Raw genomic sequence first — 24593 nt, forward strand, 5'->3', positions numbered from 1 at the left:
AAAATCAATAAAAATCAAGACAATGTTTACAGGAATAATAGAAGCAACAGGGAAAGTTGAGAAAATTGACAGAAACGAAAGTAATATCGATTTCGTATTGAGTTGCCCTTTCACACAGGAATTGAAAATCGATCAAAGCCTGGCTCACAACGGCTGTTGCCTGACTGTTGTGGAAATCAACAGCGATTCTTACAAAGTAACGGCAATCAACGAAACGCTGGAAAAAACCAATCTTAATTACTGGAATGTGGGAACAGAAGTGAATTTGGAACGTTGTTTGAAATTCGAAGGAAGATTGGATGGACATATCGTTCAGGGGCACGTTGACAAGACCGGAGTTGTGGAAAATATAGAAGATCAGAATGGAAGTTACTTTATTACAATTTCTTACGAAGAAACTACAGAATATACAACGGTTCCACAAGGTTCTATCACTGTAAACGGGACGAGTTTAACGGTTGCCGAGAGCGATACAAATAAGTTTTCTGTTGCAATAATTCCCTACACTTGGGAGTTTACAAATATGAAGCATTTGAAAATAGGTGATGTGGTGAATCTGGAATTCGACATCATAGGGAAATATGTTGCGAAACTTTTGAAAAAGCAAAATGCCATTAAGTGATTATAAAGGTTACCGGTTAAGAAATAGGGTTTTTATTGGATTTTTAGCAATTTGCTTCCTGAGTGTTATCACTTCGGCGGTTTTGTCGTTTGTAATTTTGAGAGACAATGCGAAGAAGCAAAGCCAGACGGATATGCAAAACAAGTCAGAAGCTCTGATGGCTTCTTTGGATTATGCGCTCAGCCATTCTCAGGTAGAAACCTATGATATTCCTAAAATTCTTGAAAACGAAATCTACGAAATTGCTGATATCAACAAGCATGATATTGTTATATATGACTTAAATGGTAATTATCTTTTATCTAACAAAGAACCGAATCTTGTTACCCAGAAGAAAATGCCTGCGGACGTCATAAAAGCCATCAAGAAAAACGGTAAACAATACGATTATAAAGCTTACGACGAAAAACTGAAAGCGACGATTGTCTCTTCTTATATGGTGTTGAAGAATAATATGTTAGAAAATATTGCTTACGTGTATTTTCCGTATTATCACAATGAGAGTGCTTATATGGAGGTTTTCAAAGAGTATTTTATTTACATCATTGGCGTTAATCTCCTTATTATATTGTTCAGTATTTGGTTTAGCTGGATCATATCGAATAACTTGACCGAAGCAATTACACGCTTCACGTCTATGATCAGCAAGATCAATCTGTTTGATAAAAATCTCCAGCCGATTAAATATTATAAGAATGACGAGCTTAGTGCATTGGTAAAAGCTTATAATAAAATGATCTCCGAGATTGCCGACCAGAGAGAACGCCTTAGTTACATCGAAAAGCAATCGGCATGGCAGGAGATGGCGAAGCAGGTAGCACACGAGGTGAAAAATCCTTTGACACCGATGAAGCTGATGATGCAGAATTTCGAAAGAAAATTTGATCCCAATGATCCGAACAACGAAACGAAAGTCAAAAACCTGAGTGAGGTCATCATTGGACAAATTGATGTCATCAGTAGAGTAGCGAGTGCTTTTTCAGAGTTTGCACAATTGCCGAAACGCCATGATGAAGAGATCAATCTGAATAAAGAAATCAAAAATGTGCTGACGATTTTCAGTGACGAAAATATTTTTGTCCACGCTAATCATGAGGATATAATGATGAAGATCGACAGGGATTATCTGGCAAGAATTATTACCAATCTTGTAACCAACGCCAGTCAGGCTAAAGCAGACGATAGGAAATCGGTCATTAATGTCGACCTGGAGAAAATTGAAAAACGAATCCGAATCACAGTGGAAGATAATGGTGTAGGAATCTCTGCGGATCAACTCGACAAAATTTTCGATCCGAATTTCACGTCAAAAAACAGCGGAATGGGAATTGGCTTGACGATGGTAAAACGGATGGTTGAAGATTACAATGGAACTATTACAGTGGTTTCCGCATTTGATAAGGGCGCAATTTTCACCATTTCAATGCCTTCCAATCTTTAGATGAAACCGTTTCGATTTAAGCAATTCGACATCCGGCAGAGTTCTGATGTTTTCCGGGTGGGAACAGATGCGGTTTTATTGGGGATTTTATCCGATGTCGTTGATGCCAAACAAATTCTGGAAATCGGAACCGGAACAGGAATTGTTTCTCTGATGTTGGCTCAGAGAAATCCGGATGCCAATATCTTAGCCATTGATATTAATTCTGAAGCTGTTAATATCTCTCAAACTAATTTTTTGAATTCTCCTTTTTCCGATAGAATCAAAAGTCAACTTCAGGATTTTAAACAATTTAAAATCGGGGAAAAATTTGATTTAATTATTTCGAATCCGCCTTATTTTGAAATTAACAATTCTGAAAAAGATGTTCTTGCGAGACAGAGATTGGAATTGGATTTTTCTGATTTGATCAAAAAAGCTTCACAATTACTTTCTGATAAAGGTTTGTTTTCTGTTGTTATTCCCATTGATTCCGAAAGACAATTCACTCAGATTTGTCTTAATAATAATCTGTTTCTCAAAAGAAAGGTCATTATTAAAGGAATCGAAACGGCTGAACCGAAAAGAGTAGTTTTAGAATATTCATTCCAACAATCGGGAACTAAAAAAGAGAATTTTGTTATTGAAAAGTCACCAAGAGTTTATTCCGATGAATATCTTGAGCTGACAAAAGATTTCCATATATTCAACAAAAAAGCTCTCTGAATTTTCAGAGAGCTTTTTTATCTATAACTAATAGTTTTTTTTATTCGAATAATTCCGCTGTGTCCAGAACAGAAACCTGTCCGTTTTCGCACCGGATGGCTTCGCCGGGATAATTCTGAATCATATGATAATCGTGTGTCGCCATTACAACTGCACAATGGTTTTCTTCCGCCAGATTTTTAAGAAGCGTCATAATATCGTTTGACGTTTCCGGGTCAAGATTTCCTGTTGGCTCATCTGCAAGAATCAATTCTGGATGATTTAACAAAGCTCTTGCGATTGCGGCACGTTGCTGCTCACCACCGGAAAGCTGATGTGGCATCTTGTGTTTTTTTGTTTTCATCCCAACGCTGGACAGGACTTCATCAATTCTAGCTTCCATTTTGTGTTTGTCTTTCCAGCCGGTTGCCTGGAGGACAAAAAGAAGATTTTTTTCAATATTTCTATCCGGCAAAAGCTGAAAATCCTGGAAAACAATTCCTAATTTTCTTCTTAGGTTTGGAACGTCAGATTGTTTCAGTTTCTTCAAATCAAAACCTGCGACTTGTCCGCTTCCGCCTTGCAAGGGAAGTTGCCCGTAAAGGACTTTCAGAAGAGAGCTTTTCCCGGAACCTGTTTTCCCGATCAGATAACAGAATTTTCCTTTTTTGATATGAAGATCAACATCATTCAGGACGGTAAAGTTTTTCTGTACAATCTTAGCATTGCTCAAATCTATAATATCGATACCCGGATCATTTCTGTGCGGCATAATTAGAAAATTGAAAGTTTGTGAAAGTCAAAAATAGCAAAAACTTATTTTTCCGCTTTTACTTTTGGGAAATTTTAACAACAAAAAATGCTTGAAAATTTTTCAAGCATTTTTTGTATATGATAATTAAAGAAAATTATCTCTTAGCGCGAGATGCACTAACAGTTAAGCTCTTTCTGCCTTTCGCTCTTCTAGCTGCCAACACTCTTCTTCCGTTTGGTGTAGACATTCTTTCACGGAAACCGTGCTTGTTTCTTCTTTTTCTTTCAGATGGTTGGAATGTTCTTTTACTCATCACTAATATATTTAGTTCGTAATTATCTTTTTATTTTCAGACTGCAAATATAGGGATTTTATTTTGAGTGGCAAATATTTAAAAACTTTTTTATGTTAATTTTTCACTTCCCGTTTATTTCAATAATTATGGCAGCTATTTCCGCCTTCCGCTCCCAAACCTAACGAAGTGGTTCGACGAAGTCAATCTTTTCACTCCACTGCATAAAAAGGATTTCCGCTCAAGTTGGGCTGCGGATTCAACATAAAAACAACAGTTTGCAAAAATCCAATATTGTCTTCCGGAGGAATCTAGACGGTTGAGATTCTTTCAGAATGACAAAATTACGGTTTATAATTTCTAATCTTTAAATTTGTCTTAATCAAAAACAAGCGATGATAAAATCAAAACAAAATACAGAACATTATATCTGGGGTGGAAACTGCGACAGTTGGATTTTGCTTAACTCAAATAATCTTTCCATTAAGCAGGAAACGATGCCTCCAAATTCAAAAGAGCAATTGCATTTCCATAAAAATGCCCAACAATTTTTCTTTATTTTAAAAGGAAAAGCAATGTTTACTGTTGATGGAGAAGTTTCCGAGGTTGCTGAAAATTCGGGATTTCATATCTCGCCAAATAAAAATCACCTGATAGAAAATCAATCAGATGTTAATTTGGAATTTCTCGTCATATCGAATCCTTCAACAAATAATGATAGATTTGCAGTAGAAAACTAGACAATTAATTATGAAAGTCATTTCTTTTGTATTGAAAATCATTTCTTTTTTGATTCTGATTTTTATCTGGATTTTTACAATTGTTAATTTTAAGAAACTGCCGGAAATTGTTCCGATTCATTATAATCTTGATGGTATTCCTGATGGATTTGGTTCAAGAGGTACAATCTGGTTTGAAACGGGCCTAACCACAGTTTTGTTTTTATTTCTAATGTATGTTTCAAAAAAACCTGATTTTCCATTACTTAATATTCCTCAAAATATAAAGGATAATCCTATTCTTACTGAATTTGTGGTGAGTGTTCTATTGTTGATAATAATGTTGATATTTGCAGATATTAATTATGAAAGTATTCAGAATGCTTTAGGAAAGACCAATGGATTAGGTTCGATGATGCATTATTTGCTAGGCTTGGTTTTTATTTTTGTCGTTGGACTTCTAATTTATTCTTATAAAATTTCAAAACGTCAAAAGTTACAAGGTTGATTAAATGAAATCTATATACAATCTTTTCGTTCACTTAATGATTTTCGGGATGAAAGTTTTCTCACTCTTCGATTCCAAAACAAAAAAAGGAGTCCGAGGGAGAAAAGAATCTCTGAAAATCGTTCGGGGCAATATCCAGGGGCAAAAAGTACTTTGGATGCACGCTGCGAGTCTTGGCGAGTATGAGCAGGGGCTTCCGGTTCTCGAAAAGCTGAAAGAACAATTCCCGGAACATAAGACACTAGTGACGTTTTTTTCACCTTCCGGTTATGAGAATGTGAAGAAAAGAAAACAGATTGCTGATGCTGTCTGCTATTTGCCTTTTGACAGAAAAAAAGATGTGAAAGACTTTGTTTCCTCTTTTGAGACGGAGATTTTCTTCACGGTTAAATATGATTATTGGTACAATCTTCTGGAAGAGTTGAAGAATCGGGGCGTGAAAATCTATGTGATTTCGGCTTTGTTTTATGAGCATCAAGTTTTTTTTGAAAGTTATGGAAAATGGTTTGCAAAACAGCTTCGTCAAAACATCGACTGGTTTTTTCATCAGACTATCAAATCACAGGCTTTGGCAAAAAAAATAGGATTGACCAATTCTACGGTTTCTGGTGATACACGATTTGACCGGGTGAAACAATTTTTAGACAGAGATAATCACCTGGAATTCATAGAAGAATTCAAAGCGGGTCAAAAGCTGATTGTCTTCGGAAGCAGTTGGCAGGCAGAGGAAGATATTGCTCAGGTTGTGGCAAAAAAACTTCCCAAAACGAAACTCATCATTGCTTCACACGACTTGCACAGAGTTCCGCATCTGCAGAAATTATTTCCGAATGCTATATTATACAGTTCCCTTACAAATTCTCATATCCCTGAACTCTCAAACTCTCAAACTCTCATCATAGATAGTATCGGGAAACTTTCCAAATTGTATTCTTATGCGGATCTTGCGGTTGTTGGAGGCGGATTTCATTCGGCGGGTTTGCATAATATTCTGGAAGCGGCGGTCTATGGTGTTCCGGTGATTTTTGGAAATCAGTACAAAAAGAACCCGGAGGCAGATACACTGATTGAGGCGAAAGGCGCCAAATGTTTTGACGACTTTGTTGCGGCTTCAGTTTTTATCACAGAATTGATTAATAAAGATTCGCAGACAGAAGATGAAGAGAAATCTTTCCTGAAACAGATGTCCGAAAATGCTTACAATTTTGTGAATTCTCAGCCTGATGCGACGGAGATAATTGTAAAGAAAATTCTGAACAAAACATCGTCGACTTAAACACTATGCTCACAAGGCTTGTCGCAAAGTTCACAACGAATTGAGCTGTATTTTTTGTGTTCTTTGTGAAAACTTTGCGTCTTTGTGGTTAAAAATCCTATTTCAAAAATCCCTGACTTTTTATCTCCTTCAAAATCAATTCAAAATGGTCTGGGATATTTTCGCATTTCATCCAGTTGAAATCTAAACCGTTATTGATGCAAAGCTTTTCCAGATAGAGATTCTCGTGGATTTTGGAATCGATGTCGGATAAAATTTCATCGAATTCCAGCCAATAATCTTCGTCCAGTTTTTTGATTTGAATTAAGGCTTTGAAAATCTTGTTGATAAGGTAAATGTAAAGTTTATAAACCGCATCGAATCTCTGTTTGCCAAGTTTGTCGTTGTGCGAAAAGATTTTACTTACTAAAAGAAGATTCAGATAAACTTCACCGAATTTGTCCGTTGTTACCTTCACGTGTTCCGTGATTTCAGCGCTTAATTTTCGTACTAAAACCAGGAAATATTTTGGATTGCCGATGTATTTTGATATTTCTAAGATTCTTTCACGGATATAAGCTTCCATTGTGTTGCGTTTGTTATCCGTTGTTTCCTCATCGATAAGTTCGAAATACAATTTTTTGGACAGTAATTTATCCTTCTTCAGCAATCTGAAAATCAACTTATCTTTTTCCGAATGTGAAAACTGGCTGAGCGCGGCTTTAAATTCCTTTGAATATTCCATTAGTTGAATAATTTTGAATATTTCATAAATCCGTTAAAAGCCCAATTGGCTGTATAATAAAGAGATTTCAATGTTGAAAATTTCATGTAATCTTTGTAAACCAAATATTGGTCCTTCATTATGTTTGATTTATTTCGAGAAACGCTGTTGGGAAGCATTCTGTATTTTGATAAAGTCTTTTTCAAAGGTTTTCCTTGCGGGATTTTCTTCAACAATTCCAGCCACATTACGTGGTCTTCGCGTTTTGTACCTTCCGGAAAATAGAATTTTCCCACTCTTTTGGAATCGTACATTGATGCTAAAAGTGATAATCTGCAAGTCTTCAAGAGATTATTAAAAGTCACAATGGTATCCGCTTCGTAATCGCCAATTTTTGTAGGATTTAGATTCTCATCACAACGGGAATAAGTTGAATAAGCCAATTCCGCATTCTCTGATTTCATAAAGTTGACCATTTCTTCAAGGAAATTCGGTTCCCAAAAATCATCGGCATCCAGGAATGTGATGAATCTTCCTGTAGCATTTTCGAGAGAAATGTTTCTTGCGTGACCTGCGCCTCCATTTTTTTCAGCTTTAAAAACTTTGATTCGTGGATCATTTTGTTTTTCTAGGATTTCCACCGAATTATCCGTCGAACAATCATCTGTTATCAGCCATTCCCAATCTTGAAAAGTTTGATTGAGGACAGACTGGATGGTCTCGTTCAAATATTTTGAAGAATTGTAACTCGGTGTGATGATGGAAATTTCAGGCACTTGCGATTTTTTGCAAAGATAACTAAAGACATGAAGATAAAAGAATAAAGAGAAAAGACTTCTTTGCTGAAAACACTTCGACTCCGCTCAGTGTGACATCTCTAAGTACTAACGTTTTTTCTAAGTTGTCAGTCTGAGCGGAGTCGAAGACTTTTGTATTTGTGTTTGTTCGTCGTTTAAAAAAAAATGTTGATTCGAAGGCTGAAACCCGCAACCCGACTTATCTCAATTTTATTTATTTTAATTGGAATCGATGAACCACTTCGTTAGGTTTGGGAGCCCTTCGACAAGCTCAGGATAAACTACAGGCGGATTAAGTTGCCCAAAAATTTAAAATTGTCATTTCCTCTCAAAATCTTAACTTTGTGAATCTTAAAAAAATTATTCATTATTAATTCTTACTTCATAGAATGTTTTACGACCATCAGCAGATAGAAAAAAAGTGGCAGAAATACTGGGAAGACAACCAAACTTACAAGACTTCCGACTCAACCGATAAACCAAAATTCTACGTCCTCGATATGTTTCCTTATCCTTCCGGAGCGGGACTTCACGTGGGACATCCGCTTGGTTATATTGCTTCTGATATCTATGCGAGATACAAAAGACATCAGGGTTTCAACGTTCTTCATCCGGTTGGTTACGATAGTTTCGGACTTCCTGCAGAACAATATGCAATTCAAACAGGAACACATCCTGCAATTACGACTGAACAAAATATCACAAGATACGAGGAGCAATTAAGAAAAATTGGTTTCTCTTTCGATTGGAGTAGAGAAGTGAGAACTTCAGACGCTTCTTATTATAAATGGACGCAATGGATTTTTATTCAGTTGTTTCATTCTTGGTATAATAAAAATACAGACAAGGCAGAATCTATCAAAACCTTAATCAAACATTTTGAAGAAAAGGGAAGCGAAGGATTAAATGCCAATCAAAATGAAGAACTTAATTTCACTGCAGAAGAATGGAACAATACTTCTGAAATTGACAAAGGTGCCATCTTATTAAATTATCGCTTGGCTTACAGAGCGGAAACGACGGTGAACTGGTGTCCTGCATTGGGAACTGTTTTGGCGAACGACGAAATAAAAGATGGAAAATCCGAAAGAGGCGGTTTTCCTGTTTTCCAAAAGAAAATGATGCAGTGGAGTATGAGAATCTCTGCATACTCGGAAAGATTGCTACAAGGTTTGAAAACTCTGGACTGGCCACAACCTTTGAAAGATTCTCAGGAATATTGGATTGGAAAATCTCAAGGAGCACAAGTTAGATTTGCAACTGAAAATGGAGAAACAATTGAGGTTTTCACGACGAGACCAGATACAATTTTCGGAGCGACTTTTATGGTTTTGGCGCCGGAAAATCCCTTGGTTCAAAATTTAACAACCGAAGAACAAGCAAGGGAAATTGCGAATTATATAGAAGAAACTTCCAAAAAAACAGAACGTGATAGAATGGCTGACGTGAAAAACGTGAGTGGTGCTTTCACAGGAAGTTATGCAATCAATCCTTTTAATGGAAACAAAATTCCGGTTTATATCTCGGATTATGTGTTGATGGGTTATGGAACCGGTGCTGTGATGGCGGTTCCTGCACACGATGAGCGTGACCATAGATTTGCGAAAAAATTTAATTTGGAAATAATCAAAGTTGTGGAATCTGATATAGATGTTCAGGAAGAAGCTTATGATTCTAAAGATTCGGTTTGTGTGAACTCTGATTTCTTGAATGGTCTTAATTATAATGATGCGAAAGCCAAAATAATTGCTGAAATCGAAAACAAAGGAATCGGTCACGGAACTATCAATTACAGACAGCGTGATGCGATTTTCTCAAGACAAAGATATTGGGGCGAACCTGTTCCTATATATTATAAGGAAGGAATGCCTTACACGTTGCCAAATTCTGCTTTGCCTTTGGAACTTCCTGAAGTTGAAAAATATTTGCCAACTGAAGACGGAGATCCGCCATTAGGAAATGCGAAAACATTTGCTTGGGACGAGGCGAACCAAAAAGTTGTTGATACAGATTTGATTGATGATAAAACTGTTTTTCCATTAGAATTATCCACAATGCCGGGCTGGGCAGGAAGTTCTTGGTATTTCCTAAGATATATGGACCCGAATGATGATGATGTTTTCTGTAAAAAAGAATTGTCAGATTATTGGGGACAAGTTGATTTGTACATCGGAGGAAGTGAACACGCAACAGGACATTTGTTATATTCTCGTTTTTGGAATATGTTCTTGAAGGACAGAGGTTATATCGAGCAAAATGAGCCTTTCCAAAAGTTGATTAATCAAGGGATGATTTTGGGGATGAGTGCTTTAATTCATAGAATTGACGGAACAAATAAAATTGTTTCAAAAAATCTAGCAAGTGAATATCAAACTCAAAAAATTCCTGTTGATATTTCTATGTTGATTGGAACAACTGATGAAATTGATGTTGAAAAACTTAGAGTTTGGCGACCAGAATTTAATAATGCTGAATTTATTCTTGAAGATGGAAAATTAATTACCGAAAGGGAAGTTGATAAAATGTCAAAAAGAACTTACAATGTCGTAAACCCAGATGACATCTGTAACGAATATGGAGCAGATGGATTAAGATTGTATGAAATGTTCTTGGGTCCATTAGAACAATCCAAACCTTGGAACACGCAAGGTCTAAGCGGAGTTTACGGTTTCTTGAAAAAATTCTGGAATCTATACTTTGACGGAGATAATTTTTCTGTTTCTGATGAACAGCCAACAAAAGAAGAGTATAAAGTTCTGCATACTTTAATCAAGAAAGTAGTTTACGATATTGAGAATTTCTCTTTCAATACTTCTGTATCATCTTTTATGATTGCTGTGAACGAATTGCAGAAATTAAAATGTAATAAACGCAATATTTTGCAACCTTTGGCTGTTATTATCTCACCATATGCGCCGCATATTTGCGAAGAGGTATGGAATTTGCTGGGAAATAATGCTTCTATTGAATTTGAACCGTTTCCAATTCTTGATGAAAGCTATTTGGTTGAAGATGAGATCGATTATCCGGTAAGCTTCAATGGCAAGATGAAATTTAAAATCAAATTGGCAGCTGACTTAGATAAAGAAGAAATTGAAAAACTAATAATGGCGAATGATGATGTCAAGAAGGTTTTAGGAGATAAATCAGTTAAAAATTTCATTTTTGTTCCAAAGAAAATCATTAATATTGTTATATGATTTTGGAATTCTTTAAGAAATGTTAAGAAAAATTGTTATTCTATACATTGGAATTAATTGAAATTAAAATCGTAATTTATGCAAGTCAATTTTAATTATCTTCCATTAATGTTTCTAAAAGAGATAATGAATTCATAAAAACACGGTTTTAATTTAATTAATAATTAAAAATTACTATTTTAGTAGATAAAAAAATTACAAGTTAAACGGAAAATAATTTTGCATTTTTCAAATATTTAACTTTATTTTACACGATAAAATTTAACAATTATAATTTAGTTTTAATATGGAAATGAATGTTTCAAACACAGATGAGCAAGTAGTTGCTAAGAAAAAAGGAGGTCTTAATCCCGCGGTAATTATTCCGATCTTACTACTAATAGGTATTGCTATTTTTTTATTTATTTGTGGTAACCCATCTAACTTTCAGGATGATCCACGTATCAAAGGTGTAGCTTCTGTTGCATTTGCAGATATCGAAAGTAAGGAATTACACCCGCACGGTCTTGGGATGGTTTACATGGGAGGGTTTATCGTACCTATCCTTATTACATTCATGATCACGGTAATAGTTTTCGCTATAGAGCGTGCATTCGTTTTGAGCAAGGCTTCGGGTAATGGTAATCTTGATAACTTTGTGATAAAAATCAGAAGTTTATTAAACCAAAACAGAATTGACGAGGCTCTTGAAGAGTGCGATAGACAACAAGGTTCTGTAGGTAATGTTGTGAAAGAAGGTTTAACGACTTACAAAGCATTAGCTAAAGATACTACACTGGACAAAGAGCAAAAAATGGCTGCTCTTAACAAAGCAATCGAAGAAGCTACAACGCTTGAGATGCCAATGCTAGAAAAGAATATGATGATTCTTTCTACTCTAGGTACAGTTGCAACATTGGTAGCACTATTAGGAACGGTAATCGGGATGATCAGAGCGTTCGCTGCATTAGGTGGTGGAGGTGGAACTCCGGATGCTGCGGCATTATCAATCGGTATCTCAGAAGCCTTGATGAACACAGCTTTAGGTATTGGTACTTCTGCAGTTGCTATTATTCTTTATAACTTCTTTACTTCTAAAATTGATGGTTTAACTTATAAGATTGACGAAATCTCTATGAGTATCCAACAGTCTTTTGCTGAGTTTCACTAAGAAATAGATGCAATTAGAAACCAACGAAAATGTAATCTTACATTTTTAAAATCATAAATTAGTTAACAAAGACATTTAAATAAATGGCGAGAATTAAACCAAAAAGACATGGAGTGGTTACGGATATGACGGCGATGTGCGACGTTGCGTTCCTACTACTTACATTCTTTATATTAACCACACAGTTCAAAAAGCCTGATGTGGAGCAGATAAAACCGCCTTCTTCTATATCAGAGAAATTACTTCCTGATGCAAGTCTTATGACAATTAATGTTACTCAAAACGGAGTGTTCTATTTCCAACCTGTTGAAAACGGTACAGAAAGAATACAACTTTTAGATAAAATGGGTCAGAAATACGGAATGAGTTTCACCGATCCAGAAAAGGTAGCATTTACAAAAGTGCAGGCGGTAGGAGTGCCAATGGGACAACTTAAAAGTTATTTGAATCTTCCAGAAGATAAACAAAAAGCGTTTAAGTCTAGTGAAGGTATTCCTATGGATAGTACAAACAAACAGTTAATTGACTGGGTTCAACAAAGTTTGGCCGTTAATCCTAACTATAAGTTGGCGATTAAAGGTGATGTCACAACAAAGTACCCAAAAGTGAAAAGTTTGTTTGAAGGTTTAAGAGATATTGACTTTCTTAAATTTTGGTTGATAACATCACAAGAAAAATCTGAATAATCATTAGAAATGGCAGAAGTTCAAGTAAAAGAGGATAGCGGGAAAGGCGGCAAGGTCCGCTCGAAAAAGCAGAATACCCGTGTAGATATGACGCCGATGGTAGACTTAGGTTTTCTTTTGATTACTTTCTTTATGTTTACTACCACATTTAGCAAACCAAACGTAATGGATCTTGGTCTTCCGGCAAAACCAAAGGAAAATCAGAAACCACCAGATACAGAGATTAAGCTTAGTAATTCAATTTCAATAATAATAGGTAAGGACAACAAGGTTTTTTATCATCAGCAAGATCAAGCAGGTCTTAATGAAGAAACACTTGTAGAGACCAACTATGATAGAGAAGGGATTAGAAAAGTAATTGAGCAAGCAAAAGTCAGAGCGGCCGATAAAGACAAATTTACAGTTATTATCAAGCCAACTGACGATGCAGTATATAAGAACTTTGTAGATATTCTTGACGAGATGGCTATTACCAAGAATGAAAGATATGGGGTTACCGATATCAAACCTTGGGAGCTGGCTGTTTATAAAAAGAAAGTGGGAGAATAATCTCTACAAGTATCATATTTAAATTATAAACAATGGCAGACGATAATTTAAAATACGATCTTACATTAGATGAGATAGTATTTGAAAATAGAAATAAAGAGTACGGCGCTTATGATCTAAGAGCGACTTACCCTAAGTTGCTTACAAGATCTTTTTTAATAGGAACAGCTTTCTTTCTTCTTCTTGCAGTTTCGCCTCTTATCTATCTTAAAATTCAGCAAATGAATGCTAAAGAAGCGGTAGAAGTGGATGCAAATCTGGTTAACATTTTGGAAGAAGAGCCTATTATAGAGCAACCTAAAGAGGAGGAACCACCTCCACCACCACCAAAAGTAGAGGAGGAAAAACAAGAGGTTATTCAGAATGTGGTTCCAGAACCTAAGAGAGTTCCTAAGATTGAAACACCACCGCCGCCAATTACTCAACAGTTGGAAACTACAACGGGGTTACAAAACCAAGAAGGTGTGAAAACACCAACTTATACTCCGCCACCTCCACCACCATCAACTGGTAAAGGTGTAGTTGCAGAAGTAAAACCGGTGACCAACGAAGTTTATGAATCGGTAGATCAGTCAGCTGAATTCCCAGGAGGTATTAATTCTTTTAGAAATAAGTTTCAGAATAATTTTGATTCTGGTAATCTTGAAGGTGAAGGTACACTTAAAACAGAAGTTACATTCGTAGTTGAAAAAGATGGTACATTGACTCAGGTAAAAGCCAACGGGTCAAACTCTGATTTCAACAGAGAAGCGGAAGCAACTGTTAAAGGAATTAAGACAAAATGGACTCCAGGTAAGGTTAACGGACAACCTGTAAGATCTAGATTTAGATTCCCGATTACAATGAATTTCCAATAAGAGATTAATTTGTAATATATTATATAAAAGAGAAGTTTTTATAACTTCTCTTTTTTTATTAGATTTGTATATGTTTAATTGGTTGTCTTTGATAACAGGAGTTTTCTACATTGTTTTAGGAATCGTTGTTATACTTTATAAATTCTTCATCATTATTCTAGAACCTAATGTTGCTTATCCGTTGGGTGGTCTATTAATAGCTTATGGGATTTTCAGGATCGTGCGAGCTGTTTTCAGAATTAAAAATGATAATTAAAATGAAAAAGATATTTTTTTTATTAATAGCAATATCTGCTATTGCTTTGTCTTGTTCAAAAGAAAAAGCTAAGGAAATTGATACACCAAACAAGGGTGAGATTATTCTTGAGGCGGATGAATCATTTAAAAGTGTAACAGAAGCTTTAGCAGAAAGATATACGGCTCTTAATCCGGAAACAAGGATTAAAGTTGTTATCAAAAAAGAAGATTTAGGTTTGCTGGATCTTTTAGATAAAAAGGCCAGAGTTGTCGTGATGTCCCGTGAGCTTTCTGATGAAGAAAAGAAGGCATTCGATACCAAAATCGATTTGCCTTGGCAACCTGCAAAATTTGCTGCAGATGCCGTTCTTTTTGTGGTTCCAAAAGATTCTCCATTGGAATCCATTTCTATGGACGAAATCAATAACGAATTAATGTCAGATAAAAAACGGTTAATTTTTGATGGAACTAATTCCAGCAATCTTAACTTTATTGCTCAAAAATTCAACAAGAAACCATCTGATCTTCAATTTTCAATTATCAACGGCAATGAAAATGTAGTGGAACAATTGAAGAATTATCCGGACAAAATCGGGGTGATTAGTTTTAATACGATCAGTCGTCCTTTTGGTGATGAAGCGCAAAAATTAAGAGCGCAACTCAAAGTTCTTAAAATAACAAAAGCCGGTAAAAGCTATGACGCTTCTCTCGATAACCTTAGAAATATGTCATATCCATTCACAAGAGTTCTCTACTTTTTGACTAATGAATCTTACTATGGATTAGGAAACGGATTTATCAGATTCTCTTGCCAACAATTAGGACAGATTATTGTAGAAAAAGAAGGGCTTCAACCTTACAACATATTCAAAAGAGAGGTGCAAATGAGATAAAATCTATTTTTAATAAATTTTTAACAGAAAAAACTTTTTTTTACAAAATAATGGTCTGAATATTGCCAGTCATTCCATTGATTAATTTTTTTAGAAATAATGAAAACAGAAAATATAATGAATTTATCCAAGAAAATTGCTTTAGCTGTTGCGGTTGGTTTTTTCGCAAATTTATCTTTCGGACAAAGTGTCCAGGAAGGTGTAAATTATGTTGACAGTCAGAAGTATGCTAAAGCAAAACAAAATTTTACAGATCTTATCAATCAAAACCCTAAAGATGCTAGTAACTACTTCTATTTGGGAAATGCAAATTTAACTCAGTTCGAACCTAATTTTGATCAGGCGCAGGAAAGTTTTAACAAAGGTCTTGCTGCTGATCCAAAAAGCTATTTGAACAAGTTAGGTTTGGCTTCTGTAAAGTTAGGTAAAGGTGATAAGTCCGCTATTACAGAGATCCAGCAGATTGTAAAAGATTCTAGAGAAAAAGATGCGGAAGTACTTTTCAGAGCTGGTGAAGCATTAACATTGTTTGAAAAGAATAATGCTCCGGATCTGGCTATTACATATCTTAACAAAGCGATTGAAAAAGCGCAAAAAGCAGGTGTGCCAGCAAATTACTACTACTCATTAGGTGATGCTTATAGACTGAAAGCTAATGGAAATTCGCAGATTGCTGGACAAGCTTTAACAGCCTATGAAAAAGCATTACCTGTTGCGAAAAGTAAAGCTGCGGTATATACGAGAATCGGAACACTTTGGATGTCAGCGGCACAATGGCAAAACGCAAAACAAAATTTAGATAAAGCTATTGCTGTAGATCCAACTTATGCACCAGCATATAAAGCTTTGGCCGGGTTCAATATTAAATATCAGAAAAATGCTGAGGCAACTCAAAATTTGATCAACTACGCCAAATATGCAGATGAAGATCCATATACGCAATTAGAAATTGCAAAATTGTATTTTATAAATGAGGATTATGCAAATGCCAAAACAACTTTGAACTCAGTTTTTGATAAAGTTGATGACCCTATCAAATATAGATTGAGAGCGTATATCCAATATGGAGATGGTGATTATGCAGGTGCGCAGGAGAACCTTAATACATTTTTGTCAAAAGTTGATAAGAGCAGATTGCAGCCTTCTGACGATGGTTTACAAGGTCTAATTGCTGCAGGTTTGGCTAAAGATGAAAAAGATGCAGCTAAAAAAGCACAATTAGAAGCATTATCTCAACAGAAAGTAGCTATTGCAAAAGCAGCAAAAGACGAAACGCTTAAGTGGGACGAAGAATTGGCTAAAGTAAAAGGTGGAATCAATGCTGCATCTGTAGATCAGGGTGCAACTTCACCAGAAATCGAAGCGCTGAAGGCTAAAGTTGCAGCTAATCCAAAAGATACTGATGCATTATACAAATTAGCTCAGGAATATCAGAATGTTCAGAATTGGAATGGTGCAATCTTAACCTGGGGTAAAATGTCATCCGCTTTGCCAGACTGGGCACCAGCCTATTACAGCCAGGGTTATGCTTATCAACAAGCAGGAAACAATGATATGGCAAAAGCTTCTTACGAGAAGTTCATTTCTCTAGTTAAGCCAGCGGAAATCGAGGCTAGTAAGCAAAGTTTGGGTTATGCCTACTTCTTTATAGCTTATATGGAAAAAGATGCTAATCCGGAAAAAGCTAAGCAGGATATTGCAAAGTCTCTGGAATATGAACCAACATACCAAGATGCAATTAATCTTCAGAAAACTTTAAATAAATAATTTGAAATTATTTAAATATCAAACTTCCCAATCCTAAAAATTGGGAAGTTTTGTTTTTAGTAAATTTGCATAAAATTAGTTTGAATATGAAATGTGATATACTGGCAATAGGAGCTCATCCTGATGATGTAGAATTGGGCTGTGGCGGGACTATTGTAAAACTGATCTCTGAAGGAAAAAGAATTGGAATTATTGATCTAACCGAAGGGGAATTGGGAACCCGAGGTACAAGAGAAACCAGAGCTGTTGAGGCTAAAAATGCTGCGAATATTATGGGAATTAGTATAAGAGAAAATCTAAAATTGAAAGACGGATTTCTTACTAATTCTGAAGAATATCAATTAAAAATTGTTGAAAAGATCAGAAAATATAAACCAGAGATTGTTCTGGCAAATGCTATTGATGACCGTCATCCGGATCATGCCAAAGCTGCAAAATTGATTTCTGATGCCTGCTTTTTAGCAGGATTAAGAAAGATCGAAACTTATGACAATAATATATTACAAGATGTTTGGAGACCAAAACAAATTTTTCATTATATACAATGGAAGAATGTGACGCCAGATTTTGTTGTGGATATTACAGGTTTTTTGGACCAAAAGATCGAAGCATGTTTAGCTTATAAGACTCAGTTTTATAATCCAGATTCTGATGAGCCGGTTACACCTATTGCAACTAAAGATTTTTTGGAGAGCCTGACTTACAGGGCGCAAGATCTGGGAAGACTTTCTGGTGTCGAATACGCAGAAGGTTTTACCACAGAAAAATTACTAGCTTTCAAAAATTTTGAAGGAATCGTTTGTGGATAAGAAAGAAAGTGCTATATTTGCACACGCAAAACGGTGATTGTAGCTCAGTTGGTTAGAGCGTCGGATTGTGGTTCCGAAGGTCGGGGGTTCGAGACCCCTCATTCACCCCAAATAAAAGCATCCTTAATTTAAGGATGCTTTTTTTATATGGGAATTAGCTATCTTAGTCTTTTTAATTCAGATGCTCAAACAATATTTAACGTTTAAAAATCTATTTAAAGCAAGTGGAATTGTCGTAATTCTTAAGATCATTTATATTCTATTAATTCAGGATAAAATATTTGGAATAGAAGATTTTACAATTGCAAAAAATATAGTAAATCACCACCAGTATTCAGAATTTTTTAATTTAGGGGGAACGGCATTTAAACTTCCTGTATATCCTTATTTAATAAGCATCTTCATCTGGTTCTTGGGCGATAAAGCTCTTTTAGGGCTTGCAATTTTTCAAGCAGTTTTGAGTTTCTTTTCACCCATAATCATTTATCGTATTCTAAAACTATTTTCTCAAGAAAAAGTAGGAATTTTGGCTGGTTTTTTATTCTTGTTATCACCGTCTTATTTTGTTTACTCTGCAAATATTGAAGCTACAAATATTTTTATCTCAATATTATTACTATGGTTTTATTGCTATTTCACTATATGGAACAATAAACAAACAGCTATTTATCTCTTTAGTTTTGGTATTTTAACGGCTCTTTTATTCTTGACACAGGTTGTGATTGTTCCACTGGCTGTATTAATGCTCATTGCATTAATTATTTTAAAAAAACTGAATATAAGAAGATTTATTCTTCTCATTACAGTAGCAGCAATCTTTTACTCACCCTGGGTCATTAGAAATTATTTGGTATTTGATCGGGTTATATTATCTAAAACACCTGCTTGGCAAAATATTTATTATGGATTTACACCAAATGGGCAGTTGTTGAATAGTTTAAAACTAGTATCAAAGCAGAGGGATCACAATCTTTATCAGATGAGGGATGAAGTAGATGAATTGACAATGGAGAAAATATATAAAAATGAAGTGAAAAAAGTGACAGAATGGAAGCCTTATTATTTCTTAAAAAAAGGAGTTAGCAATTTTGTCTGTCTCTATTTCGTTCCGCCAAAATATTTTTATGATAATAGTCTGTCAGTTGTTTTAGGACGTAAAATGTATGTTTTGATTATTAATGCCTTAAGCCTTGTTGCTTTGGTTTTACTATATAAAAGAGATAGGAATATTTTCTTTTTTTCTCTTCTTTTTTTTGGGAATTTTACTTTTCCTTATTTGATAGGCCACGCTGGGAACATTCGTTTTAAACTGGATTTCGAATGGTATCAACTGATCCTCATAGCTTATTTCATCATTGAATTATCAAATAAACAACAAAAAAGGCGCATTTTATAATAATGCGCCTTTCTTTAAACCTCGTCGTCCGACTCTATGGTGAAAGATCTGGATTTGAAGTCTTTATCGTGTCTTTCAGAGATTACATCCTCACCTTTTTGCTGGATGATAAAATCTGTAGATTCATTAAATAATTCCTGAAAACTTTTGAAATCTTCTTTGTAAAGATAGATCTTGTGTTTTTCAAAAGTAGCCTCGCCATTTTCCCCGAAGTTTTTCTTACTTTCTGTAATGGTCAAATAATAATCACCCGCCTTTGTCTCACGCACATCAAAGAAATAAGTTCTTCTTCCTGCTTTCAACACTTTAGTGAAAATCTCATTCTCATGTCGTTCCTTAAATTCACTCATTGTTAAATATTTTTTAGAAATCTGTATTAACAAATATAACAGAATTCTCGGAAATTCAAAATATTTTGTTAAAAAAATCTGTTAAATCCGCTTTTTTCTTAAAATTTTGATAAAAATATCACTGATGTTGTAGTCGGATTTAATTCAAATATAAGATTTCGTCTGCCCTTTTTGCGCTTGATTCTCTGTGAGTTATTATGATGGAAGTGGTGGTTTTGATATCCTTATCAATGTTTTGTAAAATATTCTCTTCTGTTTCCGTATCCAATGCGGAAAGGCAGTCATCAAAGATCAGAATTTTCGGTTGTTTTATCATTGCTCTGGCAATACAAATCCTTTGTTTTTGCCCGCCAGAAAGCATTACACCGCGTTCACCAACCATTGTTTGATATTGCTCTTTGAATTCTTCAATATTTTTGTGAACATCTGCCTTTTTTGCCATTTCTACTACCAAATTATGATTCGGATGGTCAATAGCGAAGCCAATATTGTTCTCTATCGTGTCAGAGAAAAGATAACTTTCTTGTGGTGTATAACCGATTTGGTCTCGGTAAAGTTTCAGATTATGAGTTTTTAGATTCTTACCGTCGATAAGAATTTCGCCTTCATCCGGATCAATTAGCCGGCAAAGCAATTGTGCGATTGTTGATTTTCCGCTTCCGGTTTTACCCATTATTGCAAGCGATTTTCCGGCATTAATTTTAAAACTGAGGTTTTCTATAGCTTTGATCCCCGTATTTGGATAAGTGTAGCTTACATTTCGGAATTCGATGTCGCCAGTGATCGGATAAACTTCATTGTTGGTATTAACGATTTCGGATTTCAAATCCAAAAACTCATTCACACGCTGCATACTGGCTTCCGCTCTTTGATTGACAGACGTTACCCAACCCAACATAGAGAAAGGAAAAATCAACATATTAATATACATAAAGAAGTCAGCAATAGTTCCTACACTCATTTCTCCGGCAATATATTTTTGCCCGCCAATGTAAAGAATCGCAACATTCAGAAGCCCGATGACGAAAATGATAATCGTAAAAAAGTAAGCTTCGGTTCTGGCCAGATCAAGCGCTTTGTCCTGATAATCTTTTACTTTGATTCCGTAATTTTTCTCAATATATCTTTCTTTACTGAAAAACTTTACAACCCGGATTCCGGAAAAACTGTCTTGTACAAACGTCGAAATTGCAGACTGGCTTTTCTGCATCACTTTCGATTTTTTGTTGATGATGTCGCTCACTTTATAAATCCCGTAAGAAAGGATCGGAAGCGGGATCAAAGTCCAAAGTGTCATCTGCAGGTCGGTCATAAACATATAAACGCTGGTAATGATTAATAAGATGATCAGATTCACAACGTACATCACGCCAGGGCCAAGATACATTCTGATGGCTACAACATCTTCACTCAAGCGATTCAACAGATCTCCAATGGTTGTCTTTTTATAATCTGTGACCGACAATTCCTGATAATGGCGATAGATTTTATTTTTCAGTTCGTATTCAATCCTTCTGGATGCTACAATAATGGTTTGCCTCATCATAAAGGTAAAGAAGCCCGAAAGTAACGAACACCCAATTAATATTCCTGAGTTGATAAAAATTACTCTGAAATAAGTCCAGTTATTCTTAACATTGTCAATGATGTTAAGTTCTGATGATAAGTTAAGTGTTGAGTAATTTTTCTCAATTATATTAATGGTCTGACCGATATACTGGATTTTGTAGATCGCGAAAAAATTACTCAGAACGATGAATAAAAATCCCCAAAAAAGTAGGATGCGATGTTTCCAGAAATATGGATTCAGTGTTTTTAAAGCTTTCATTTTTTACCCTTCGATTTTCCAAAGTCTTTGCAAAATTAATGATTTAAAATTTCAGAAAAGACTTTGAAATGAGATTTGAGATTTCTTAACAAATGATAAGTTATTTCGAAAATAATGAGGTACAAAACTTGACATTAATCTGTAATTTTGTAACCGAAAAATCTAAATAAATGACTCCTAAACCAAAGTATGATGTTGCATTGATCGGAGGTGGTATAATGAGCGCAACTCTGGCAACAATGCTTCACGAATTTGACCCAAATCTGGAAATTGTAATTTTTGAGCGATTAGGCGAAGTGGCGAAAGAAAGTTCATCTGCCTGGAACAATGCAGGGACAGGACATTCCGCTTTTTGTGAACTGAATTATACGCCGGAAAAAGAAGGTAAAATTGACATCAAAAAAGCGGAATATATCGCTGAACAGTTCGAAGTTTCTAAGCAATTCTGGTCTTACCTGATTAATAAAGGTATTATTGATAAACCGAAAGAATTCATCAATTCCTGCTCGCATATGAGCTTTGTTTTTGGTGAAAAAGATGTGGAATATCTGAAAAAAAGACACGAAGCATTACAAAAATCACCTCTGTTTCAGGGAATGGAATATTCTGATGATCATCAAAAACTGAACGAATGGGTTCCGCTGATGATGCATAAAAGAATGCCGTCAGACAAACTGGCTGCAACTAAAATGGATATGGGAACCGATGTTGATTTTGGAAAATTAACATCGAAATTAATAGATCATCTCAACAAGACTGAATCTGTAGAAGTTTTTACTTACCACGAGGTTAAAGATATTGATGCCGATGGAAAAGGGGGCTGGGAACTGCAGGTCAATGACAGGAAAAATCTTCATAAGCAAACTGTTAATGCCGATTTCGTTTTCATTGGAGCAGGTGGATATGCGCTTCCTCTTTTGGAAAGTTCAGGCATCGAGGAAAGCAAAGGTTACGGCGGTTTCCCTGTGAGTGGGCAATGGCTGGTAACTACCAATCCGGAGTTGGTGGAAAAACACCACGCCAAAGTTTATACACAAGCAACAGTTGGCGCGCCGCCAATGTCTGTTCCGCATCTTGACCTTAGAATTATTGACGGTAAAAAGGCTTTATTATTCGGACCTTTTGCAGGATTCTCGACTAAGTTTCTAAAAGAAGGAAGCTATCTGGATTTACCAGAAAGTGTCAATTTTAAAAATATCCGTTCATTATTCGGAGCCTGGTGGCACAATATGCCTTTAACGAGATATTTGATTCAGCAAGTGACGATGAGCAAATCCCAGAGAATGTCACATCTTAGAGATTTTGTAAAAGATGCAAAAGAAGAAGATTGGGAACTGATGCATGCCGGGCAAAGAGTTCAGATTATCAAGAGAGACCGGTTCGAAGGTGGAAGATTGGAATTCGGGACAGAAGTTGTTGTGAACAAAGAAGGAAATATCGCATCCTTATTAGGAGCTTCTCCTGGGGCAAGTACATCTGCATTTGCAATGATAATGGTTTTGGAGAAATGTTTTGAAAAGAAATTGACGACTGATTGGCACGATAAACTTCTGGAAATGATCCCAAGTTATGGCAAAAAATTAGCTGAACACCCTGAATTGATTTATCACATCAGAGATTATTCTAAAGAAAAACTGGAATTGGAATATTAATACAGAACTCAAACCATGAGTGAAACAAAAGTAAAACCGAATATCTCCGAAGATCTTCTTCTGAAACTGAAAACCGAAATCGTAGAAGAAAGGCAAGTCATATTGCATTGCTGTTACAAATCAGATGTGTTTTTGGAGGAGAAAATCAGGATTTGGTCTTCAACTTATTTGGTTGACAGGCATTCGGAACATATTTCCAAGCTGGTTCATTTTGAGAATATCAGCTTATTCCCGGATTGGACAGATGTTCCTTATGGAAAAGAATATTGGTTTACGTTGATATTTTCAGGATTACCAAAAGACTGTGTCGTTTTTGATTTTATCGAATTAATTCCTCAGAATGGCGGATTTTTTCAGGAAGGTATTGTAAGAAATTCTTCTGATGTTTATAAAATCAAATTAGATATATAACAAAAAAGGTTCAGAATTTCTGAACCTTTTATATTTTAAGAAAGCTTTTGCATCTCTTGTTTTATCTTTTCCTGAAGCCCTTCCGAAGCCGCAACTAATGGAAGTCTCAAGTAATTTTTAATCAAACCTTTTTCCGCAAGGATAGTTTTGATTCCGCAAGGATTACCTTCAGCAAAAATCAACCTTGTAATTTCTACCAAAGAATTGTGAATCTTGTAAGCTTCATCCACTTCTCTATTACGAGCGAGTTTTACCATTGTAGAAAATTCTTTTGGGTAAGCCTGTCCGATTACGGAAATTACACCATCGCCTCCAGCCAAAGTTACCGGCAAAGTATATTCGTCATCGCCAGACATCAGTGAAAAATTTTCAGGCTTTTGTCTCAGGATATCGAAATACTGCAAAATATTTGGTGCCGCTTCTTTAATCATAAAAAGATTCGGGAAATCGTTAGCTAAACGCAAAGTTGTAGAAGCTTCAACATTTTGACCGGTTCTTCCGGGAACATTATAAATGATAATTTTTTCGCCAGTTTCAGCCAGAGCTTTGTAATGCTGGTAGAGCCCTTCCTGATTTGGTTTGTTGTAATAAGGAGAAACCGATAAAACTGCATCAAAATCTGACAAATCCGTTTCCTTGATTTGCTGTACAACTTCAGCCGTATTATTTCCGCCAATTCCTAAAACTAATGGTAATCTGTTATTATTGATCTTGGTGATGTGAGCAACAACTCTGTCCTTTTCTTCCTTGGAAAGCGTTGCAGCTTCTGCTGTAGTGCCCAGAACAACGAGGAAATTGGTTCCGTTGTCTATATTATAATCGATTAATTTGGTAAGAGAATCAAAATCTACGGATAGATCTTCATTGAAAGGTGTTACCAAAGCTACACCTACGCCTTTTAGCTGACCCATTTTTATTTGAAAATTAAATTTCTCAAAGTTAATTTTATTTTAATAATTGACAAAGATTATGTTTGGCTTTGTTGATTGGTAACTATGATTTTAATCTAAAC

25 protein-coding genes and 1 tRNA gene are annotated in these 24593 nt (G+C 35.5%); 19 read left to right on the forward strand and 7 right to left on the reverse strand.

Features of this window, described 5'->3' with window-relative positions; translation table 11 throughout:
* Positions 1–22 precede the first annotated feature (22 nt).
* The 3 genes from BXY58_RS10755 to BXY58_RS10765 are packed head-to-tail and all read left to right on the forward strand — an operon-like array spanning position 23 to position 2768.
* A complete protein-coding gene (locus BXY58_RS10755) occupies positions 23–622 on the forward strand; it encodes a riboflavin synthase (RefSeq protein ID WP_120214001.1) in 600 nt (199 codons plus the stop codon).
* Positions 609–2063, forward strand: a complete 1455-nt coding sequence (locus BXY58_RS10760; protein WP_120213868.1) for a sensor histidine kinase — start codon at positions 609–611, stop codon at positions 2061–2063. Before BXY58_RS10755 ends, BXY58_RS10760 begins: the two co-directional genes overlap by 14 nt.
* Positions 2064–2768, forward strand: a complete 705-nt coding sequence (locus BXY58_RS10765) for a tRNA1(Val) (adenine(37)-N6)-methyltransferase (RefSeq protein WP_120213869.1) — start codon at positions 2064–2066, stop codon at positions 2766–2768.
* A gap of 40 nt (positions 2769–2808) precedes the next feature.
* On the opposite strand, the gene BXY58_RS10770 is transcribed toward BXY58_RS10765, so the two are convergent.
* Together BXY58_RS10770 and rpmH are read right to left on the reverse strand one after the other, a co-directional pair.
* Positions 2809–3519 (reverse strand): cell division ATP-binding protein FtsE, encoded by a 711-nt coding sequence (locus tag BXY58_RS10770; protein ID WP_120213870.1) that lies wholly within the window; start codon positions 3517–3519, stop codon positions 2809–2811.
* Between the two features lie 136 nt (positions 3520–3655).
* Positions 3656–3814 carry a 50S ribosomal protein L34 gene (rpmH, locus tag BXY58_RS10775; RefSeq protein WP_007843334.1) on the reverse strand — a complete coding sequence of 53 codons (159 nt, stop codon included), beginning with the start codon at positions 3812–3814 and terminating at the stop codon, positions 3656–3658.
* Positions 3815–4188: 374 nt separating this feature from the next.
* Between rpmH and BXY58_RS10780 the strand changes: the two genes are divergently transcribed.
* Genes BXY58_RS10780 through BXY58_RS10790 form a run of 3 tightly spaced genes read left to right on the forward strand, consistent with a single transcriptional unit; the run spans position 4189 to position 6296 of the window.
* Positions 4189–4533 carry a cupin domain-containing protein gene (locus tag BXY58_RS10780; protein WP_120213871.1) on the forward strand — a complete coding sequence of 115 codons (345 nt, stop codon included), beginning with the start codon at positions 4189–4191 and terminating at the stop codon, positions 4531–4533.
* 10 nt (positions 4534–4543) lie between these two features.
* Positions 4544–5020 carry a DUF1648 domain-containing protein gene (locus tag BXY58_RS10785; protein ID WP_120213872.1) on the forward strand — a complete coding sequence of 159 codons (477 nt, stop codon included), beginning with the start codon at positions 4544–4546 and terminating at the stop codon, positions 5018–5020.
* A gap of 4 nt (positions 5021–5024) precedes the next feature.
* Positions 5025–6296, forward strand: coding sequence for a 3-deoxy-D-manno-octulosonic acid transferase (locus BXY58_RS10790; RefSeq protein ID WP_120213873.1), 1272 nt, complete (start codon positions 5025–5027; stop codon positions 6294–6296).
* A 97-nt stretch (positions 6297–6393) separates the two neighbouring features.
* On the opposite strand, the gene BXY58_RS10795 is transcribed toward BXY58_RS10790, so the two are convergent.
* Together BXY58_RS10795 and BXY58_RS10800 are read right to left on the reverse strand one after the other, a co-directional pair.
* Entirely contained in the window at positions 6394–7020 is a 627-nt protein-coding gene (locus BXY58_RS10795; protein ID WP_120213874.1) for a deoxyuridine 5'-triphosphate nucleotidohydrolase, read from the reverse strand.
* Positions 7020–7775: a glycosyltransferase family 2 protein gene (locus BXY58_RS10800; protein WP_120213875.1), complete on the reverse strand. Its 756-nt coding sequence runs from the start codon at positions 7773–7775 to the stop codon at positions 7020–7022. The genes BXY58_RS10795 and BXY58_RS10800 overlap by 1 nt, the downstream gene beginning before the upstream one ends.
* A 410-nt stretch (positions 7776–8185) precedes the next feature.
* On the opposite strand from BXY58_RS10800, the gene leuS reads away from it, so the two are divergent.
* From leuS to BXY58_RS10855, 11 genes are all read left to right on the forward strand, one after another.
* On the forward strand, positions 8186–10996 hold the full coding sequence (gene leuS / locus BXY58_RS10805) for a leucine--tRNA ligase (RefSeq protein WP_120213876.1): 2811 nt from the start codon (positions 8186–8188) through the stop codon (positions 10994–10996).
* Positions 10997–11282: 286 nt separating this feature from the next.
* The gene (locus BXY58_RS10810; protein WP_120213877.1) at positions 11283–12146 is read left to right on the forward strand and encodes a MotA/TolQ/ExbB proton channel family protein; all 864 of its coding nucleotides are present in this window, start codon (positions 11283–11285) and stop codon (positions 12144–12146) included.
* Positions 12147–12229: 83 nt separating this feature from the next.
* Positions 12230–12832, forward strand: a complete 603-nt coding sequence (locus BXY58_RS10815; protein ID WP_120213878.1) for an ExbD/TolR family protein — start codon at positions 12230–12232, stop codon at positions 12830–12832.
* Positions 12833–12841: 9 nt separating this feature from the next.
* Positions 12842–13381, forward strand: coding sequence for an ExbD/TolR family protein (locus BXY58_RS10820; protein ID WP_120213879.1), 540 nt, complete (start codon positions 12842–12844; stop codon positions 13379–13381).
* Positions 13382–13413: 32 nt separating this feature from the next.
* Positions 13414–14238 carry an energy transducer TonB gene (locus tag BXY58_RS10825; protein WP_120213880.1) on the forward strand — a complete coding sequence of 275 codons (825 nt, stop codon included), beginning with the start codon at positions 13414–13416 and terminating at the stop codon, positions 14236–14238.
* Between the two features lie 70 nt (positions 14239–14308).
* Positions 14309–14494, forward strand: coding sequence for a C4-dicarboxylate ABC transporter (locus BXY58_RS10830; RefSeq protein WP_120213881.1), 186 nt, complete (start codon positions 14309–14311; stop codon positions 14492–14494).
* A gap of 1 nt (position 14495) precedes the next feature.
* Positions 14496–15368 (forward strand): PstS family phosphate ABC transporter substrate-binding protein, encoded by an 873-nt coding sequence (locus BXY58_RS10835; protein WP_120214002.1) that lies wholly within the window; start codon positions 14496–14498, stop codon positions 15366–15368.
* A 117-nt stretch (positions 15369–15485) separates the two neighbouring features.
* Positions 15486–17135 (forward strand): tetratricopeptide repeat protein, encoded by a 1650-nt coding sequence (locus BXY58_RS10840; protein ID WP_120214003.1) that lies wholly within the window; start codon positions 15486–15488, stop codon positions 17133–17135.
* 86 nt (positions 17136–17221) lie between these two features.
* Complete coding sequence (gene bshB1, locus BXY58_RS10845; protein WP_120213882.1) at positions 17222–17944, forward strand: bacillithiol biosynthesis deacetylase BshB1; 723 nt, start codon at positions 17222–17224, stop codon at positions 17942–17944.
* Positions 17945–17977: 33 nt separating this feature from the next.
* Positions 17978–18054: transfer RNA gene (locus BXY58_RS10850), tRNA-His, on the forward strand.
* Between the two features lie 71 nt (positions 18055–18125).
* The gene (locus BXY58_RS10855) at positions 18126–19340 is read left to right on the forward strand and encodes an ArnT family glycosyltransferase (RefSeq protein ID WP_120213883.1); all 1215 of its coding nucleotides are present in this window, start codon (positions 18126–18128) and stop codon (positions 19338–19340) included.
* A 14-nt stretch (positions 19341–19354) separates the two neighbouring features.
* Here BXY58_RS10855 and BXY58_RS10860 read toward each other — a convergent pair whose 3' ends face one another.
* On the reverse strand, positions 19355–19690 hold the full coding sequence (locus BXY58_RS10860; RefSeq protein ID WP_120213884.1) for a DUF3276 family protein: 336 nt from the start codon (positions 19688–19690) through the stop codon (positions 19355–19357).
* A gap of 139 nt (positions 19691–19829) precedes the next feature.
* Positions 19830–21518 (reverse strand): ABC transporter ATP-binding protein, encoded by a 1689-nt coding sequence (locus tag BXY58_RS10865; protein ID WP_120213885.1) that lies wholly within the window; start codon positions 21516–21518, stop codon positions 19830–19832.
* 170 nt (positions 21519–21688) lie between these two features.
* Between BXY58_RS10865 and mqo the strand changes: the two genes are divergently transcribed.
* Both mqo and BXY58_RS10875 read left to right on the forward strand, forming a co-directional pair.
* On the forward strand, positions 21689–23170 hold the full coding sequence (gene mqo, locus BXY58_RS10870) for a malate dehydrogenase (quinone) (RefSeq protein WP_120213886.1): 1482 nt from the start codon (positions 21689–21691) through the stop codon (positions 23168–23170).
* A gap of 15 nt (positions 23171–23185) precedes the next feature.
* A complete protein-coding gene (locus BXY58_RS10875; RefSeq protein ID WP_120213887.1) occupies positions 23186–23581 on the forward strand; it encodes a hypothetical protein in 396 nt (131 codons plus the stop codon).
* A gap of 35 nt (positions 23582–23616) precedes the next feature.
* Here the strand turns inward: BXY58_RS10875 and dapA are convergent, their stop codons facing one another.
* On the reverse strand, positions 23617–24492 hold the full coding sequence (gene dapA, locus BXY58_RS10880) for a 4-hydroxy-tetrahydrodipicolinate synthase (RefSeq protein WP_120213888.1): 876 nt from the start codon (positions 24490–24492) through the stop codon (positions 23617–23619).
* Between the last annotated feature and the right edge of the window lie 101 nt (positions 24493–24593).

The sequence above is a fragment of the Epilithonimonas arachidiradicis genome (assembly GCF_003610695.1).
Taxonomy (GTDB): Bacteria; Bacteroidota; Bacteroidia; order Flavobacteriales; family Weeksellaceae; genus Epilithonimonas; species Epilithonimonas arachidiradicis.

What these genes read in the sequence shown, in the direction of transcription:
- BXY58_RS10875 (WP_120213887.1), top strand. Translation starts at nt 23,186, where the DNA reads ATGAGTGAAACAAAAGTAAAACCGAATATCTCCGAAGATCTTCTTCTG.
- mqo (WP_120213886.1), top strand. Translation starts at nt 21,689, where the DNA reads ATGACTCCTAAACCAAAGTATGATGTTGCATTGATCGGAGGTGGTATA.
- BXY58_RS10830 (WP_120213881.1), top strand. Translation starts at nt 14,309, where the DNA reads ATGTTTAATTGGTTGTCTTTGATAACAGGAGTTTTCTACATTGTTTTA.
- BXY58_RS10865 (WP_120213885.1), bottom strand. Translation starts at nt 21,518, where the DNA reads ATGAAAGCTTTAAAAACACTGAATCCATATTTCTGGAAACATCGCATC.
- BXY58_RS10820 (WP_120213879.1), top strand. Translation starts at nt 12,842, where the DNA reads ATGGCAGAAGTTCAAGTAAAAGAGGATAGCGGGAAAGGCGGCAAGGTC.
- rpmH (WP_007843334.1), bottom strand. Translation starts at nt 3,814, where the DNA reads ATGAGTAAAAGAACATTCCAACCATCTGAAAGAAAAAGAAGAAACAAG.
- leuS (WP_120213876.1), top strand. Translation starts at nt 8,186, where the DNA reads ATGTTTTACGACCATCAGCAGATAGAAAAAAAGTGGCAGAAATACTGG.
- BXY58_RS10765 (WP_120213869.1), top strand. Translation starts at nt 2,064, where the DNA reads ATGAAACCGTTTCGATTTAAGCAATTCGACATCCGGCAGAGTTCTGAT.
- BXY58_RS10780 (WP_120213871.1), top strand. Translation starts at nt 4,189, where the DNA reads ATGATAAAATCAAAACAAAATACAGAACATTATATCTGGGGTGGAAAC.
- BXY58_RS10855 (WP_120213883.1), top strand. Translation starts at nt 18,126, where the DNA reads ATGCTCAAACAATATTTAACGTTTAAAAATCTATTTAAAGCAAGTGGA.
- BXY58_RS10835 (WP_120214002.1), top strand. Translation starts at nt 14,496, where the DNA reads ATGAAAAAGATATTTTTTTTATTAATAGCAATATCTGCTATTGCTTTG.
- BXY58_RS10760 (WP_120213868.1), top strand. Translation starts at nt 609, where the DNA reads ATGCCATTAAGTGATTATAAAGGTTACCGGTTAAGAAATAGGGTTTTT.
- BXY58_RS10755 (WP_120214001.1), top strand. Translation starts at nt 23, where the DNA reads ATGTTTACAGGAATAATAGAAGCAACAGGGAAAGTTGAGAAAATTGAC.
- BXY58_RS10770 (WP_120213870.1), bottom strand. Translation starts at nt 3,519, where the DNA reads ATGCCGCACAGAAATGATCCGGGTATCGATATTATAGATTTGAGCAAT.
- BXY58_RS10790 (WP_120213873.1), top strand. Translation starts at nt 5,025, where the DNA reads ATGAAATCTATATACAATCTTTTCGTTCACTTAATGATTTTCGGGATG.
- BXY58_RS10825 (WP_120213880.1), top strand. Translation starts at nt 13,414, where the DNA reads ATGGCAGACGATAATTTAAAATACGATCTTACATTAGATGAGATAGTA.
- BXY58_RS10795 (WP_120213874.1), bottom strand. Translation starts at nt 7,020, where the DNA reads ATGGAATATTCAAAGGAATTTAAAGCCGCGCTCAGCCAGTTTTCACAT.
- BXY58_RS10840 (WP_120214003.1), top strand. Translation starts at nt 15,486, where the DNA reads ATGAATTTATCCAAGAAAATTGCTTTAGCTGTTGCGGTTGGTTTTTTC.
- BXY58_RS10785 (WP_120213872.1), top strand. Translation starts at nt 4,544, where the DNA reads ATGAAAGTCATTTCTTTTGTATTGAAAATCATTTCTTTTTTGATTCTG.
- bshB1 (WP_120213882.1), top strand. Translation starts at nt 17,222, where the DNA reads ATGAAATGTGATATACTGGCAATAGGAGCTCATCCTGATGATGTAGAA.
- BXY58_RS10860 (WP_120213884.1), bottom strand. Translation starts at nt 19,690, where the DNA reads ATGAGTGAATTTAAGGAACGACATGAGAATGAGATTTTCACTAAAGTG.
- dapA (WP_120213888.1), bottom strand. Translation starts at nt 24,492, where the DNA reads ATGGGTCAGCTAAAAGGCGTAGGTGTAGCTTTGGTAACACCTTTCAAT.
- BXY58_RS10810 (WP_120213877.1), top strand. Translation starts at nt 11,283, where the DNA reads ATGGAAATGAATGTTTCAAACACAGATGAGCAAGTAGTTGCTAAGAAA.
- BXY58_RS10815 (WP_120213878.1), top strand. Translation starts at nt 12,230, where the DNA reads ATGGCGAGAATTAAACCAAAAAGACATGGAGTGGTTACGGATATGACG.